This window comes from Paenibacillus sp. SAF-068, assembly GCF_051967555.1.
In the GTDB taxonomy this organism is placed as follows: domain Bacteria; phylum Bacillota; class Bacilli; order Paenibacillales; family Paenibacillaceae; genus Paenibacillus.
In genome coordinates this window covers 277921-293002 of the sequence record NZ_JBQCJX010000001.1, presented here as the reverse complement: position 1 = coordinate 293002, position 15082 = coordinate 277921, and the positions used below count along the sequence as shown (strand labels likewise).

The window sequence follows — 15082 nt, the reverse complement described above, 5'->3', positions numbered from 1 at the left end:
TAATTTCACATTATTCTTTTTGCCTAAGTATATGCTGCAACCGAGGTGATTCTGATGAGACATTTACTACCTGAGCTGAAAACTTTGTTACGAACCGATATGTGTATTCTAGATGAAGCCCTGTATGACGAACACCCATTTCAGTCTATACCTTCAGAACTCCATATAGGTACGGACAGACCTGTCTTTATGCGTTGTAATACAGAATACGCCTGGTTGTACAGCCAATCCAATAGAACAGTACCACACGGCCGCCTTCCTGTGCCTGTCGTCTCTGCTTCGATCGAACTTGCGGAAGTGATTCCCTTATTTGCTACGAGCCCTCTTCTATTAATAAAGAATGATCAGGGCGAATATGAGGGATATATCTCCGTATCCGATGTTATGCATGCCATGATGCATGCACATCGCCTAATAGAAGCCTATTTTGAGACCACACTGGAGACAGCCGGTTCAGCGCTGACATTAATTAATGAAGACGCCAAGGTGGCCTACTGGACAAGTGGTGCGGAGCATGTTTTTTCGATCAGCAAAAAAGACATCATCGGACAACCTGCAGCGGACTTTTTTCCCCCAGATCGGCTACAGTCTCTCAAGACGTTATATACCGGCGAAACGGTCTATCGCAAACAGCACCAGCCACGGCCCGACCTGTTCGCCTTGATTAATGCTCGTCCAGTCCAACTGGATGGACATATCGTGGGTGCCGTTGCTGCCGAAGTGGATATAACAACTGAAATCCGATTACACCAGGAACTCTTACATATGACTTCCAAAGTCCAGCATCTGGAGAAAGCCGTTGCTCGGCTTCGGCCTGAGTCAGATCCATTTGCCAGAATCAAGGGCAGCAGCACGGTCATCAAGCAATGCCTGGAGACCATCCGCAAGATCAGTACCACCTCAGCAACCGTACTGATCCTCGGAGAGAGCGGCACAGGCAAGGAGTTATTCGCCAAAGCCATTCATGACCTTCGTGAATTGCAGACTGCACCATTTATCGCGATCAACTGTGGGGCCATCCCTGCTTCATTATTTGAAAGTGAATTATTCGGCTATGAGAAAGGCGCGTTCTCCGGCGCGGATCCCAAAGGCAAAAAAGGCAAGATTGAGCTTGCCGAAGGGGGTACTCTTTTTCTGGATGAGATCGGTGAGATGCCATTGGAATTGCAAGTGAAGCTGCTTCGGGTGTTGCAGGAGAAGAGTTACTTTCCTGTGGGGGGAACGCGTATGAAACAGGCCGACTGTCGGATAATCGCTGCGACCAACCAAAATCTACAGGATATGATTGCCCGCAATCAATTCCGGGAAGATCTCTACTATCGGCTGAATGTGATTAACCTTGTCATCCCTCCTTTGCGCTTACGTAAGGAAGATATATATGAGTTAACCCAGACGTTCCTTCAAGAATTCTCATTGCTCTATAACCGTCATATTGAGTTGGTTCCACCCGAGGTGTTCAAGTTACTGTTCCAGTATGATTGGCCAGGCAATGTACGTGAATTACGAAATGTGATCGAACGCCTGACCATTCTGACGACAGATGGTGAGGTGAAGCAGGAATACCTGCCTGATACCCTCACCTCCCTCACCATGCAAGAACAGTCCGAAGTTCAACTGACAGGAATCCATGCACATGCCCACAGCGAAAATCAGCAACATCAGGAGAAGTCGGGAGAAGGAAAAGAATCTGGAACTATTGTAGATGCGGACGAATTGGAGCTTTCAGATCCATCCGATCCATTCTCCCATGTTACCTTCCAGCAAAAATTGGATACCTATGAGGCGCAACTCCTAATTCAATATCTGAAAGCAGCAGGGGGTAACAAACGAACACTCGCCAAGCAACTCGGCATCTCCAGGGCAACGCTCTATAATCGCATGAAGAGGCTTGGTCTATGACCAGCCTCTTCTTGTCGTTAATATCGGTATGATGAACGAATGGAACCCTACAAAATCCGCGCCAAACGAGTCAGCGCTGTTCTGAGATGGCGATAGAACGTCGCCCGACTCATGGAACACGTCTGAGCTGCGGCAGTTGGGTTGCCAGCATGAGTCCAGTAGGCCGCGTATAACAGCATCTGATCCTGTGGAGACAGGCCTTGAACTCTGCCTTCCAATAGATCCATGACATACAGCTGTAACTGGATACCATCCCTTACTCCTGTAACCCTGCCCGCATATTTCTGCAATTCTCCCGGAGATCGAAGATCCCCCAACATCTTGCGAACATCCTGTTCAGTCCAGATTAGATCATCTACTTCCGTTGTTTCCGGCTGTATCCGATTCTGTGTTGATTCCGGATCAAGCAGAGACATGACCCACTCTCCGAATTGTCCACTACGCAAATCCAAATCAAGTACGTCCGCCTGGTCTTCATATCTGTCACAGACACGGGTGCGGGTTCTTCGCATCCGGAATCCAATACTTTGCAAAAATAGTTTCAGGTGAGGGTTCGTTGCAACAAGTATGGCTCGCGCGCCATCACCCAATAGAGATAACCGGTCCAGTGCCATGTATCCTACCAGTTCTTCACGTGTATAACCAGGCACATCATCTCTTGCCGCAGCCAGCAATGCAAAGTGCGTATCACTCTGATCCGGGTCATTCTCAAGCTCCTGTGCTGTGAAGCATTCTTGCATCTCATTTGGAAAATATTCCAATAATAACTCACTACTATCCTTATGTACAAGGATTGTAATAAACATCGCAATTATCTCCCCAAGCTTGTCACGCATCAATACGATCCCTTCGGGATAACGTTGTGCAAGTTCATCAAGGAAGGGGCCGTAGGATAATGCCTGCCATGGTTCAACACTGTACTTGCACCATTGCTGTAAAAGGCTGTGCAGAACTGGCAGATCCTCGCTTCTCATCGTTTCAAGAGGGGAGAACAAGGAATCACGAGACACATCCGCGTACTTGCGGTGTTGAAGCATGGATTCCTGACAGAGCAGCAGCATCTTACGGGCTATTTGCCGACGCTCATGACACCCCGCCTGTTCATGCAGCGGTTTCAGTAACTTCGCAATTTTGATACGCATGCTCTGCAACCGATGTGGCTCACGCTGACGGAAATCCCGCAACAGATGCACCCTGGCCATATCATGCAGGGCAAGACCATCCGGACCGGAACGGATAAACGACATCTGTCTCAGCATATGGTACTCTTCTTTCGTCACGGTTGTATCCAGTACGGATGATAATAATTCCTGATTGGCTGTCTCAAGCAGTGTCAGTACCTCCACCATGGGATGCAGACGAGATGTGGTCAGTTCCAATAACAATCGGGCACTGATCATATGCGACAGTTCAGCCCATTCGGACTGTGGAAGATTTCTTCTCTGATCTGCAGCTTCTACAGCGAGGGCCAGACCGAGTGGATGTCCATCGGTCATTCTCGTAATGGTACCTGCCATGCCCTGATTCAGAGACCCTGCCACCGTGATATATTCCGTAATCTCATCAATTGTGAAATGTTGAAGCCGCATCTGTATAAATCTCTGATGCAATCGGGGATGTGTCCGCCAGGTGGAACCCAATTCCGGGCGTGATGCAAGAATGACAAGTATGCCTTTTAACGGAAGTTTGGATATGAAGACTTCCATAAACCAACTTTCTAACAAAGCCAGCTCTTCATAATTATCCACTGCCAAGACCATTCTTTTCTCGATTGATGTATCTTTCAGCAGAGTCAATGGTCGCGGGTAGCCTGCACGATCCAGTGTTTCCAATCCTAATGTAGAGGACAAATAATCCATAAAAACGGAAGGTGTCCCCCCACATGATCGGCCGTCCATCCAGATTGCAGTTGCACCTCGATCCCGTGAGACAGATAACATCTCTGAAAGCAAGGAAGATTTACCAATGCCTCCCATGCCCGTAATTGAGAATATGGTCAATGGGGCTTCCGGATGATTGAACCACCGCTGCAGTGTCGTCAGTTCCTTGGTTCGACCAACGAAACGTTTGCCATCCTCAGCATATTTGTCGTATTGTGCCTCACTACTGTTTCCCATATATGTCCTCCGTACTAGATACTGGTACTTTTAATATACAATATATCCTCTTCAAAAATGAGACTATATTGAGACGCGCAATCGCATGTGAAGTGATAGAATCTTGTTAAAAGCCAATTTATTGGAAAATATTCAATACAGCGGACATGGAAACGTATAACAAGGTATACATACACGCCTCCGCGCTACTTCTCGTCATGTGTCATTCCGCCGATCAAGCTACAACTACCATGTACATTAGTATTTACTGATCTCGAATTCATGCTTCCCTTTCAAGCCCTACTACCAGCCCGATATTCCAGGAAAGGCGGATTTGTGTGAGAATAAACCTCGATATCTGTAATCTGAGCGGACAACTCGGAATCAATCCAAAACGACTTCATGAGTGGCTTCAGCAAAGTGGCATTTCAATGACAGCGAATGAAGCAGAACCGGAAGAACGTCCTGACCGGTCATCACCCCCGTATCGACTGGCTGCTCCTTCTTCATTATCACTGGCGCCAGCCTCCGGTCAAACGAAGCTCTATAGGGGCCGACGCTCCGTTTCTACCCTGCAACGCCTGCCTGCTTCATTACGACTTACCCGGCGGATAAGCAAAAACTGCTAGACTGTGCACAAGGTAATGTAAGATCGATGCACAGTCTGTCTTGCATCCCTCTCACCTCATCCAGAAGATTGCCACTGTCCATTCTCAATCATCGCGTGCGCGAGCAGCGCCATCTCCAGACAGATTCTTCTCCCTTGATCCATGTAACCTGGCCCCATTAGTTCTTCCAGCTTCTCCAGTCTGTTGTACAACGTTTGCCGATGAATAAATAACTGGGCAGCTGCATCCCGTTTGGAACCAAAATTCTGCAGGTAAGCATCCAACGTCTCTACCAATCGCAGGTGATGCGTCTGGTCATGTTCAATCAACACACCCAGGTGATCCTGGACAAAGGGTTGCAGGAATGATTGGGGTAACGCCTTTAACATTTGATATATACCCATACGTTCGTAAAAGTGAACATGTTCCATCCGATCTACCGATCTCGAAACTTCGATCACCTGATAGGCCTCCTGAAGGCCCTCCGGCAGGCTGGTCAAACGACTGCGTAACTTGCCAAATCCGACATGAATCATAACCTGCTTCAAGTTACGACTGGCAAACCGTTTTACATCCAGGGCGATCCCTTCCAGCAATCGCAGCAGTTGATGCCGCGCAGCCGCCGACACCGCTTCCTTCGCACAACACAGATATACCTGGTTGTTCTTCAGCATAATCAGGCTGGGCAGATTGTTCTTCTTGAGCAGGGAACGGAGCAGGACAAGAACGTCCTGATGATTCGCTTCCATTCGCTCCCGGCCCGTACCTTTCAATCGATGCTCAATCTCGATGACCCCTCCTGCAAACCAGTACTGCCCCTTCACCAGCAAACGAAGTCCCATTCGTGTCTGAGCCTGTTCCTCCTGATGAATGTTGCCATTCATCAGGTCCTGGATCAGCTCATTCTGATTGCGGACCATCTTCTCTTCAAGAAACTGGGAACGAAGTGTGAGTGCTGCCGCTGCCTTCGCTGTATAATCGAGCAACAGCTTGAGATATTCCACGGGAGCCGCAGGATGCACAATCATGCCTACAGCTGAAAACACCTGACCGAAGCAGACGACAGGATGGCACAGCAGAACTTTCTCTTCATCCATATGGAACCATAATTCGATATCTGAATCATTCAAATCCAGATGTTCTACCTCTTGCTCATACCAGGTATAGATGGCCTGTTCCATCTCCGGAGCCAGTTCAGGTACAAAGCTGCCCGGCTCCATGGACGAGATGTACACCACCGGTTTTGCAGCGTACTCATGCAGCAGGTTCAGCACAGCAGACATATCTGTACTCTGTAATGTTCGTTGCTGAAGCTGACGGGAGTAAGCTTCCAGACTTTTCAGCAGCTGGTGTTGATGATTAATGAGCAGTGAGTGAATATCCTGTGTGATCTCGACAAAACGGACCGGTTGCTCAAATACAATCAGTGGAAACTGGTGTCTGTCCGCCAGTTCAATCAGTTCTTCCGGAATTCCGTATATGCTGGTACCAAACTCCACACATAGCCCCGCTGCCTCACTGCCAATGAGCTGGAGCAGATACTCCTCACGCCCTTCTTCCGATTGAAGCCATAGTCCAGTGGATAAAATAAGATCATGGGGGCTTACAAATGGAGATACATTCGTAATCTCGAGCACATGAACCCAGCCAACCTGACGGTTCACTCCATCCTTCCCTGCCGCTAGTCGTGCTCGGCCAAATACCGGACGTGCAAGGATATCTTTAATCGTAAACACGCGGTCATTTTGCAATGGCAATCCCTCTTTGTGTTATTTTTTCTTACATTATAATCCATGGACAAATGTCCTGAACAGTCTTTTTCGACAATATGTTGAGTACTATTTCTAAACATTAGACATCAAGTAAGGTGCAAAACGAATATCCAAGTCATAAACTTGTAGTATAAGCTAACAACCAATAAATGGACGAGGTGCATGGTGATGAGAATCGGAATTCCCAAAGAAATCAAAAACAATGAGAATCGTGTAGCAATGACTCCGGCCGGGGCTGCTGATTTCATCAGAGCCGGTCACCAGGTGATGATTGAACAAGGCGCGGGGATCGGCAGTGGATTCACGGATCATGAATATCAAGCTGCGGGCGCAGAGATTCGAATGGATGCCAAGTCAGTGTGGAACGAAGCCGATATGATCATCAAAGTGAAAGAACCGCTTGCCAGTGAATATGGATATTTTCGTCCGGGGCTGATTCTGTTCACCTACCTGCACCTCGCTGCGGAACCTGAGCTTGCCAAAGCGCTTATCGCAAGCCGGGTAACGGCCATTGCCTATGAGACGCTGGAGGTCAACAGCACGCTCCCCCTGCTAACACCCATGAGTGAAGTTGCAGGCCGCATGGCCTCCCAGATCGGAGCACAGCTGTTGGAGAAGACCGAAGGTGGGAAGGGCATTCTGTTGTCTGGTGTGCCCGGCGTCAGTCGGGGGAAAGTGGTCATCATTGGCGGCGGTACGGTGGGTACGAATGCTGCCAAAATCGCCATTGGTCTTGGAGCGGATGTGACTATCCTCGATCTGAATCTGAATCGTCTACGCCAGCTGGATGATATCTTCGGCAATCAGATCCACACGCTGGTATCCAGCCCGTCCAACATTGCAGCGGCTGTTGCGGCGGCAGATCTGTTGATCTGTGCGGTGCTGATTCCAGGCGCCAAGGCGCCAACGCTTGTCAGCGAGCAGGTGGTGAAGACCATGGCATCGGGTTCGGTCATTGTGGATGTAGCGATTGATCAAGGCGGGATTGTTGAGACCATTGATCATATCACGACTCACGATGAACCGACCTATGTGAAACATGGGGTCGTGCATTACGCGGTGGCGAACATGCCGGGCGCCGTGCCGCGTACGTCGACGGTGGCGCTGACCAACGCCACCATGCCTTATGCGCTGCAGCTGGCCAACCACGGTGCAGCCGCCGCGATTCGCGGCAGTTCGTCCATTCGCAGCGCGGTCAATGCGCTGAATGGACACATCACGTATGAGGCGGTTGCCCGGGATCTCGGGCATGCCTATGTTCCTGCGGGTCAGGCGCTGGAGAATACCGCCGCTGTCCAGTAATCTTGAACTGATCGTTCCACCCCGGCGCCTTGTCGCCTGGCCTGTGGAACGCAATAGAAGCGCAAGTCGGGCAGATGATGTCCCCGGCTTGCGCTTCTTGAATTTTTTCACATATGAAATAGCTCGTTAGGTGGTATAAGGCCTTTAGGTTCCTCCGGTTTTGGCACTTCAGACTGCTCGCTCACTGCATACTTCGCGGAAGTTGCAATCCCGGCAGGACCGGTGCGATGGCATCGCTGTGAAGTAGGTGACGTCCTTGGGGCGGTTATAATACTCATCCTCCACGCAGGATCGCATCTCCTCAATGTAACGACCCACGTTCTCTTCCACCTTCCGGATATCCTCTTCTGTGGCTGTAAACTCTCGGTGTTTTCCGGTTAACAGATACTCCACTCTCAGCTCAATCTGTTCCAAGGGAACCCGGTAGTGCTCTCTTACATAGGATGCGTACAGCATTAACTGATCGGAGAAGTCATCTTCCTTGCCCGTCTTCCAGTCCACAATGACAATATTGCCGTTACTGCGCCGATACAATAAGTCCATCTTCACATACACGCGTGTATCGTGAAGCATCATAGTGTCCCATTTCTCGATCTCCAGAATATCTGTGCTTGCCCGGGACAAGTCCTCCCACGTAAGCGTCTGGTACAAGTTACTGACACAAGCCGAAGCCCGCTCCTTTATCGTCGCAATCCGGTCATTCAACGTGTCATCCCCGTAATAGATCTCCGACAACATCGTGCGATTCTTGGGGTTCAGCCGCCACTGATCCGCGTCCATCGACTCCACATACGCCTGATTCAGCAGCTTGCGTATCGTCTGTTCCAGGAAGGATTCACGCGGTTTGTCTTTGCCCTCTTCCCTGCTGCGTACCGCCGACTCACACATCCGATGTGCGAGGTCACCGAAGACAAGATACAGATTGCTAAGTTGTTTCAAACGGTATAGACGTACCTGCATCTCATCCGCAGAGTCTGTCTTCCAGCCGTTATGGGCACCGTAATAATGATAATAATATTTGCGCAGGCACTCATCAAACATACTCGCCCGCGACTGCGAATAAGACCATTGCGGGTATTGTGCCATAAGTTTTTCTGCCTTTCTGTATGCCGGATCTGCCTAAGATCCCTTAATGCTCACAGTATAAAGCCATGGGAACATTGCCGCAAGCGCGCTTCCGTTATTTTCTTCTGACGCAACCGTTTCCGATTCAATCCGTATCGTTTATATAGTAACATCACCAAAAGAAGAAATTGCGAAGCAGCACGCATAATATACTCCATAGAGGGCAGAGAAACTGAAATGCAGAGCTACAACTTTTTGCGAAAAAGCTAAAGCGTTCGAAGTTTATTTTAAGCCTCAGCACCGTTAATAAAGAAGCCCTGTCCGAGCGGAAGCATACGTCATGGCAGATTTCCCTCTAATAAGGGAACCCGGTGATACTGTGACTTGAAGATTAACGAAGCTAATGTGATCGAACGCTAACGAATCTGATACACCTTATTGCTTGGATAATACGGCATTACACAATCTAACGAACTCCAGTCACGCTATCTAGTCTTATTTCGGCTAAATCACGCATTTATAGCATGAAAACGAGCTGATAGTGTGGCTCAGATTCGTTACATTTTCAGATCTGCCGATTTACGCGAAATAAGACTTATACGGTTCGTTAAAAAATTTCTTATCTTCATATGGCTGCACACGGAGTGGCTCAGTGTACCATTCATTCACGTTTTAACTAAACTTATGCGCAAATTCTGTACAGGCATATCCTAAAAGGGGGCAACACCCATGAATCGACCGGATTGGTTCCAGGCGGAAGAAGCATTACAACAGATCCAAGTCATCGGAAGCGACCGGAATGAGCTCGTGAACATCATCGGCGATGCAGAAGGTTTGAATTGCATTGGCACAGGTACGGACGCGGCTGTATTTACGTATGACGGCTTGCCGCAGTATGCCTTCAAGATGTACTCGGATCATGCCTTGGACAAACTCGAAAATGAAAAACAGGTATACGAACAGCTTAAAGGTCTGCCCTACTTCCCTACCTATTACGGTAGCGGCCGGAATGTTCTCGTGATTAGTTATGAACCCGGGGATACGCTGCTGGAATGTTTGGAAAAAGGAATCCCCGTCCCCGAGCAGGTGATGTACGATGTGGACGCAGCGCGAGAAGCCGTTCGGAGCCGCGGGCTGAACCCTCGTGATATTCATCTGAAAAATGTAATTCTTCAGAACGGCCGTGGGAAAGTAATTGACGTATCCGAGTATATTCAGGACGGCAATGACAATCGCTGGGAGCATCTCGTCTGGGCTTATCACAACATCTATCCGAGGATCAAAGGAACGCCCATATCTCCACGTATGCTGCAAACGATCAAATGGGGATATAACCAGCTTGATCATGCCAACGTCAAAATGGACGATCTCGCCAAGAAAGCCAATCGTCTGTTCTCCAGATTTATGAAATGAGTAAATTGTACACTTTAGAGGATTGTCTTATTGTTTTATTGAAACCAAACCACCCGAATAACAGCCTTGAAGAGGCCATTATCCGGGTGGTTTTTTGTGGAGGTGCATATCCGTGTCGGTATGTGTGTGTGTGCATATATGCGCCCATGTGCGTGCTGACTACTGTTACAGTAATCACTTCTGTGTGCTCTAATTCTACTCACTTTTGTGATTGTGAGTTACATGTGACTACAACCTTCGTTATGCCATTTTATTCGAGACTGCTGCTGAACCGGTCGTGTTCAACCTTCTTTTCTCCCCCGCCCCTGAGAGGGGGTCATGCCCTTGTACTGTTTGTATAATTTCGTAAAATAGTTGGCGTTGTCGCAGCCTACTCTGGCGGCGATCTCCGTAATGGTCAGACTGCTGCCTTGCAACAGCTGTTCTGCCTCACTCATCCTGCATCCATTCACGTATTCCACGAAGGTACGTCCGGTCAGCTTTTTGAACATTTTGCAGAAGTGATACGCATTCAGTCCCACATGACTTGCCGCTTCCGTAACAGACATCTTGCCTGTAGGGTCCGCTTCAATCTGCGCAATTAACTGTTTGAAGCGTTCGCGGTTTGGAAAATACGATCCCACCGATCGATCCGGCAACTGCTGCGGCATAAAGGTCCGCGCAAGCAAGGTGAACAAGGCATGCAGTTTTGACTTCACCACGAGCTGATAAGCCGGGGGCTGTAATGCCATTTCCTCCACGGCTTCATTCAGCAGAGAATAATAGCCTAAGCAAGCTGTATTTTCCTCTGCCGGTTTGACCGGAAACCTCACCCTGCCTTCCAGATACGGGGCGACATATTGCTCATGCACGGGATCATGGGTGAAATCATGGAACAGGGCACGGTTGACCACAACAGAATCATAATGCACATCCCCATCATCCAGAGCATATCCGACATGTAGTGTACCTCCAGGAATGATGATGACCTCGCCTGCTCGAACCACATAGGGTTTGCTATCAATATGAAAAAGCCCACTGCCCTTGCGCATGACAATCAGTTCAAAATGTTCATGCCAATGCAAATACAGAATGCATTCCTCCGCTTTCATATCAGAACACCGATTTCGGAACAGCTGAAATGGATGTGATTTATGGTCAATTCGGGTATTTTCGTGAAGCGCTTTCAGATCCAGCACGACTTCTTCTCCCTCTTCACAAGATCCGACTAATAATACACAAGATTGTTTAGAGCCATCCCGTTAATGCACGGCTATAATGAGTGTGTCACGAAGTACTATAAGCCAATATTGGAGTGAAATACAACCATGAATAAATCATTACGCATCGGTACCCTTGTAGGCGGGCAGGACGCCGTCCGTGTTATCCCGCAGATCATGCAACATGGCTTCGAATCATTTAACCTGACCTTCTGGCAAACAACAGGCGATCTGGACCTGGCTGAGACAGCCAAACGTGTCCGTGAAATCGTGGACGAACAAGGCATTGTCATCTCCGCGGTGAGCGTATTTGGTAACCCGCTCACGGGAGCCGGGGACAACGCCGATACACTGGCAAGCTGGGAGCGAGTCATTGATCATGCACAGCTCTTCGGTGCAAATATCGTCTCCGGGTTCACTGGACGATTGACCGATCAACCCATTAATGAGTCCATCCCCCGGTTCAAGGAAGTATTTGGTGAACTGGCACGCCGGGCCGCAGACCGGGGTGTACGTATTGCTTTTGAAAACTGTGATATGGGTGGCACCTGGCAGACAGGCGACTGGAACATTGCTCATAACCCGACGGCCTGGGAGATGATGTTCGATGCTGTTCCGGATGAAAATGTAGGCCTGGAATGGGAACCCTGTCATCAAATGTCCAGTCTGATTGATCCTATTCCACAGCTGCGCAAATGGGCTCACAAAGTGTTCCACGTACATGGCAAAGATGCCACGATCGCCTGGGATATTGTCAAGGAATACGGTGTACACGGTCCACGTGAATTTGTCTGGCACCGCACACCCGGCTTCGGGGATAACAACTGGGCAGACATCATCACCATTCTGCGTCAGAACGGTTATCAGGGCACGATTGATATTGAAGGCTGGCATGATCCCGTTTACAAAGACGAACTTGAAATGACCGGACAGGTACATGCTTTGCGGTATTTGAAACAATGTCGCGGCGGCGATTTTGTGCCCAATCCGGTATAAAGGACCGTAAAACACAATCCATACGAAGGAGATGAGCGGATGAGTCATCCTTATCGGGTAATTATCGCTGGATGCGGTGCCATGGCGAACACATGGGCCGACTATGCCTTGCAAAGACCGGATACAGAAATCGTCGGGCTAGTCGATCTGTATGAACAGACAGCCGTTGCTTTTGCTACAAGACATGGCCTCACCTGCCCTACGTTCACCGATATCCGTGAGGCCATTCAAGCGACTCGTGCGAATATCGTATTCGATGTCACGATTCCGGCGAGCCATTATGGCATTTCCATGACAGCGCTGAAGGAAGGTTGTCATGTATTTGGTGAAAAACCCCTTGCGGAGTCCTTCTCCGACTGCACGGATATTGTGCACACTTCTCGTAGCACAGGACGTATTCAAGCCGTGATGCAGAATCGCCGGTTCGATCCGCGGATCCGCGCCTACCAGCACCTCATTTCGGGCGGAGCTATAGGGCAGGTAGGTTACGCGGGAGCCGACTTCTTCCTCGGGCCACACTTTGGCGGATTCCGGGATCTAATGGATAGTCCACTGCTGCTCGATATGGCAATACATACGTTTGATCAGGCACGGTATATTCTCGGAGCTAACCCCGTCTCGGTATACTGCCATGAGTTCAACCCTCCAGGGTCTTGGTATCAGGGCAATGCGATGGCGTTATGTATATTTGAAATGTCTGATGGGTCCGTGTTCAACTATCGCGGCTCTTGGTGTGCAGAAGGTGTACCCACTTCATGGGAAGCAAGCTGGCGCTTAACGGGTGAAAAAGGAACTGCGATCTGGGATGGTCATGATGATATCTATGCTGAGGTGATTACTGCGCAAAGCCTGGATGCTGATGGCAAACCATCCTTTTTCCAGCCAAGTGAGCGGATTGAAGCCGAACTGCCTGTCATGGACAAAACAGGACACCACGGCTGCCTCGAAGACATGTTCGCTGCACTGGAATCCGGCCGACTGCCAGAAACGGATTGCAGCGATAACCAGTTCAGCATGGCTATGGTCCTCGCTTCCCTGGAAAGCGCACGCACAGGCCAGAAAGTGTTCATCGCTGACCTGCTGAAAAACACATAGCGAAGCACATATGTTTTGCATATGAAACAAAGCCCAAACTGCAAATGTCAGCAGTTTGGGCTTTGTTGTTTTTTACCTACTTCTCTTTCCTATACAAGGTACAAAAAAAGTTTCTGATAAAACACGAAGTAGTGTAGGGGACGAAATCGATTCTGAAGAAACGAAGTGCTCGCATTTATCACCGGATTTCGACTTTACAAAAGTCGATCAGGAAATCCGGGGATAACAGCGATCGAAAGAACGATTCGTAACCGGAACGGCCGCTTTACGAGCAGTCAGGGCTCTTTTTAAATGTACCATTTATAGAATTCCTTTTTTCATTGCTTTATACACCAGTTGCGAGAACAGGCTGTTGGACCAGGCGAACCATGGTCTGGTGAACGTGTTGGGGTCATCGGCGTGGAAACCCTCATGCATATATCCGGTACCCGCATCCGTGTTCTCCAGCAATTCAATCAGGGCCAGCATTTCCTCGTCATTGTCTGCGGTCAGACCCTGCATGGACAGCGCCATGTGCCAGATGTATCCCGGAGGGGTATGTGGACTACCAATGCCTTTGGCTGCCTTCCCTTCATAGTAGAACGGATTTTCCTTGCTCAAAATGAATCGGCGCGTGTTCTGATACACCCTGTCTTCGATCGAAGTATACTCCATATACGGAATGGACATCAGTCCAGGTGTGCCCGCATCATCCATCAGACAAAAGTTGCCGTAACCGTCTGTCTCATAGGCATATATTTGCCCATACTCTGGATGACGGTAAGTACCGTACAGGGAGATGCCATGCCTTATTTCCTCTTCCAAATGAGTCATTCGGCTTACCAGTTGTTCATCCCGGAACACCCACTTCGCAATCTCCCCCATCTGGCGCAAGGTTACCGCAGCGAACATGTTCGCAGGAATATTATAATGAAAATCACAGGCATCATCACTCGGACGAAATCCGGACCAGATCATGCCTGTATAATTCACGGGCATCCCCAATCCTTCATTACGCAGCGTATCATGGGCTGGACAGTTGCGACGCATGAACCGATAAGATGAACGCTCTCCGTGATGCTGTTCTGTCTCCCACAGGTCTATAATATTCTCCATCACTTTCTTGAAGCGTTCGTCAAATATATCTGTCAGTTCCGTCTCCCGCCAATATGTATAAGCCAGCTTCATGGAGAAACACAGAGAATCCAGTTCAAACTTTCGTTCCCATACCCATGGTGACATCTCCGTCTCATCATTGGCATCCCAATGCCATCCATTCGCCGTTTCATTGAACGCATTGGCATAGATATCCTTATCAGCGTAGAACGTATGCCGTCTGATCAGCCCTCCAATGATACGCTGCAACTTCTCGTCATCCTTCGCGAGCGGAACATAATGCATAACCTGTTCTACCGAATCTCTTAACCACATCGCGGGAATATCCCCTGTAATCACAAAAGTTGTTCCATCCTCAAGCAGCTTCGTCGTCGTTTCCAGTGTATTCGGAAAACAATTGCGAAACTGAGCCAGCAATCTCGGTCGATGTTGCAAACGCTCGTCCGCCTCAGTCAGAATATCCTGCACAGCTTGCGGCAATTCCAGATGCGGCATAGGGATTTTCGGTAATCTGAACTGTTCCATGGATGTCGTCTCCTTTG

The 15082-nt window shown here is 49.0% G+C and carries 11 protein-coding genes; 6 read left to right on the top strand and 5 right to left on the bottom strand.

The annotated features are described in order from the left end of the window. The first annotated feature begins 54 nt into the window (after positions 1 to 54). A complete protein-coding gene (locus ACTHPG_RS01205) occupies positions 55 to 1899 on the top strand; it encodes a sigma-54 interaction domain-containing protein (RefSeq protein ID WP_440387261.1) in 1845 nt (614 codons plus the stop codon). Positions 1900 to 1946: 47 nt separating this feature from the next. Here the strand turns inward: ACTHPG_RS01205 and ACTHPG_RS01200 are convergent, their stop codons facing one another. Then, on the bottom strand, positions 1947 to 4016 hold the full coding sequence (locus tag ACTHPG_RS01200) for a hypothetical protein (RefSeq protein WP_440387260.1): 2070 nt from the start codon (positions 4014 to 4016) through the stop codon (positions 1947 to 1949). A gap of 317 nt (positions 4017 to 4333) precedes the next feature. Here ACTHPG_RS01200 and ACTHPG_RS01195 point away from each other — a divergent pair, with 317 nt between their 5' ends. Further along, the gene (locus ACTHPG_RS01195) at positions 4334 to 4624 is read left to right on the top strand and encodes a hypothetical protein (protein WP_440387259.1); all 291 of its coding nucleotides are present in this window, start codon (positions 4334 to 4336) and stop codon (positions 4622 to 4624) included. A 56-nt stretch (positions 4625 to 4680) separates the two neighbouring features. Here the strand turns inward: ACTHPG_RS01195 and ACTHPG_RS01190 are convergent, their stop codons facing one another. After that, complete coding sequence (locus ACTHPG_RS01190) at positions 4681 to 6354, bottom strand: PucR family transcriptional regulator (protein ID WP_440387258.1); 1674 nt, start codon at positions 6352 to 6354, stop codon at positions 4681 to 4683. Between the two features lie 189 nt (positions 6355 to 6543). Between ACTHPG_RS01190 and ald the strand changes: the two genes are divergently transcribed. Beyond that, positions 6544 to 7677, top strand: coding sequence for an alanine dehydrogenase (ald, locus tag ACTHPG_RS01185; RefSeq protein ID WP_440387257.1), 1134 nt, complete (start codon positions 6544 to 6546; stop codon positions 7675 to 7677). A gap of 168 nt (positions 7678 to 7845) precedes the next feature. On the opposite strand, the gene ACTHPG_RS01180 is transcribed toward ald, so the two are convergent. After that, positions 7846 to 8763, bottom strand: coding sequence for a PD-(D/E)XK nuclease family protein (locus ACTHPG_RS01180; RefSeq protein ID WP_440387256.1), 918 nt, complete (start codon positions 8761 to 8763; stop codon positions 7846 to 7848). Between the two features lie 708 nt (positions 8764 to 9471). On the opposite strand from ACTHPG_RS01180, the gene ACTHPG_RS01175 reads away from it, so the two are divergent. Further along, entirely contained in the window at positions 9472 to 10155 is a 684-nt protein-coding gene (locus tag ACTHPG_RS01175; RefSeq protein WP_440387255.1) for a serine/threonine protein kinase, read from the top strand. A gap of 281 nt (positions 10156 to 10436) precedes the next feature. Here ACTHPG_RS01175 and ACTHPG_RS01170 read toward each other — a convergent pair whose 3' ends face one another. Continuing rightward, a complete protein-coding gene (locus ACTHPG_RS01170; protein WP_440387254.1) occupies positions 10437 to 11333 on the bottom strand; it encodes an AraC family transcriptional regulator in 897 nt (298 codons plus the stop codon). A gap of 129 nt (positions 11334 to 11462) precedes the next feature. Here ACTHPG_RS01170 and ACTHPG_RS01165 point away from each other — a divergent pair, with 129 nt between their 5' ends. Together ACTHPG_RS01165 and ACTHPG_RS01160 are read left to right on the top strand one after the other, a co-directional pair. After that, positions 11463 to 12350 (top strand): sugar phosphate isomerase/epimerase family protein, encoded by an 888-nt coding sequence (locus tag ACTHPG_RS01165; RefSeq protein ID WP_440387253.1) that lies wholly within the window; start codon positions 11463 to 11465, stop codon positions 12348 to 12350. 39 nt (positions 12351 to 12389) lie between these two features. Next, positions 12390 to 13445, top strand: coding sequence for a Gfo/Idh/MocA family protein (locus tag ACTHPG_RS01160; RefSeq protein WP_440387252.1), 1056 nt, complete (start codon positions 12390 to 12392; stop codon positions 13443 to 13445). 300 nt (positions 13446 to 13745) lie between these two features. Here the strand turns inward: ACTHPG_RS01160 and ACTHPG_RS01155 are convergent, their stop codons facing one another. After that, positions 13746 to 15065, bottom strand: coding sequence for a glycoside hydrolase family 125 protein (locus ACTHPG_RS01155; RefSeq protein WP_440387251.1), 1320 nt, complete (start codon positions 15063 to 15065; stop codon positions 13746 to 13748). Between the last annotated feature and the right edge of the window lie 17 nt (positions 15066 to 15082).

Bases quoted from the DNA above. Each gene is read 5' to 3' on its own strand.
- ACTHPG_RS01205 (WP_440387261.1), top strand. From the start codon at position 55: ATGAGACATTTACTACCTGAGCTGAAAACTTTGTTACGAACCGATATG.
- ACTHPG_RS01200 (WP_440387260.1), bottom strand. From the start codon at position 4,016: ATGGGAAACAGTAGTGAGGCACAATACGACAAATATGCTGAGGATGGC.
- ald (WP_440387257.1), top strand. From the start codon at position 6,544: ATGAGAATCGGAATTCCCAAAGAAATCAAAAACAATGAGAATCGTGTA.
- ACTHPG_RS01180 (WP_440387256.1), bottom strand. From the start codon at position 8,763: ATGGCACAATACCCGCAATGGTCTTATTCGCAGTCGCGGGCGAGTATG.
- ACTHPG_RS01175 (WP_440387255.1), top strand. From the start codon at position 9,472: ATGAATCGACCGGATTGGTTCCAGGCGGAAGAAGCATTACAACAGATC.
- ACTHPG_RS01165 (WP_440387253.1), top strand. From the start codon at position 11,463: ATGAATAAATCATTACGCATCGGTACCCTTGTAGGCGGGCAGGACGCC.
- ACTHPG_RS01160 (WP_440387252.1), top strand. From the start codon at position 12,390: ATGAGTCATCCTTATCGGGTAATTATCGCTGGATGCGGTGCCATGGCG.
- ACTHPG_RS01155 (WP_440387251.1), bottom strand. From the start codon at position 15,065: ATGGAACAGTTCAGATTACCGAAAATCCCTATGCCGCATCTGGAATTG.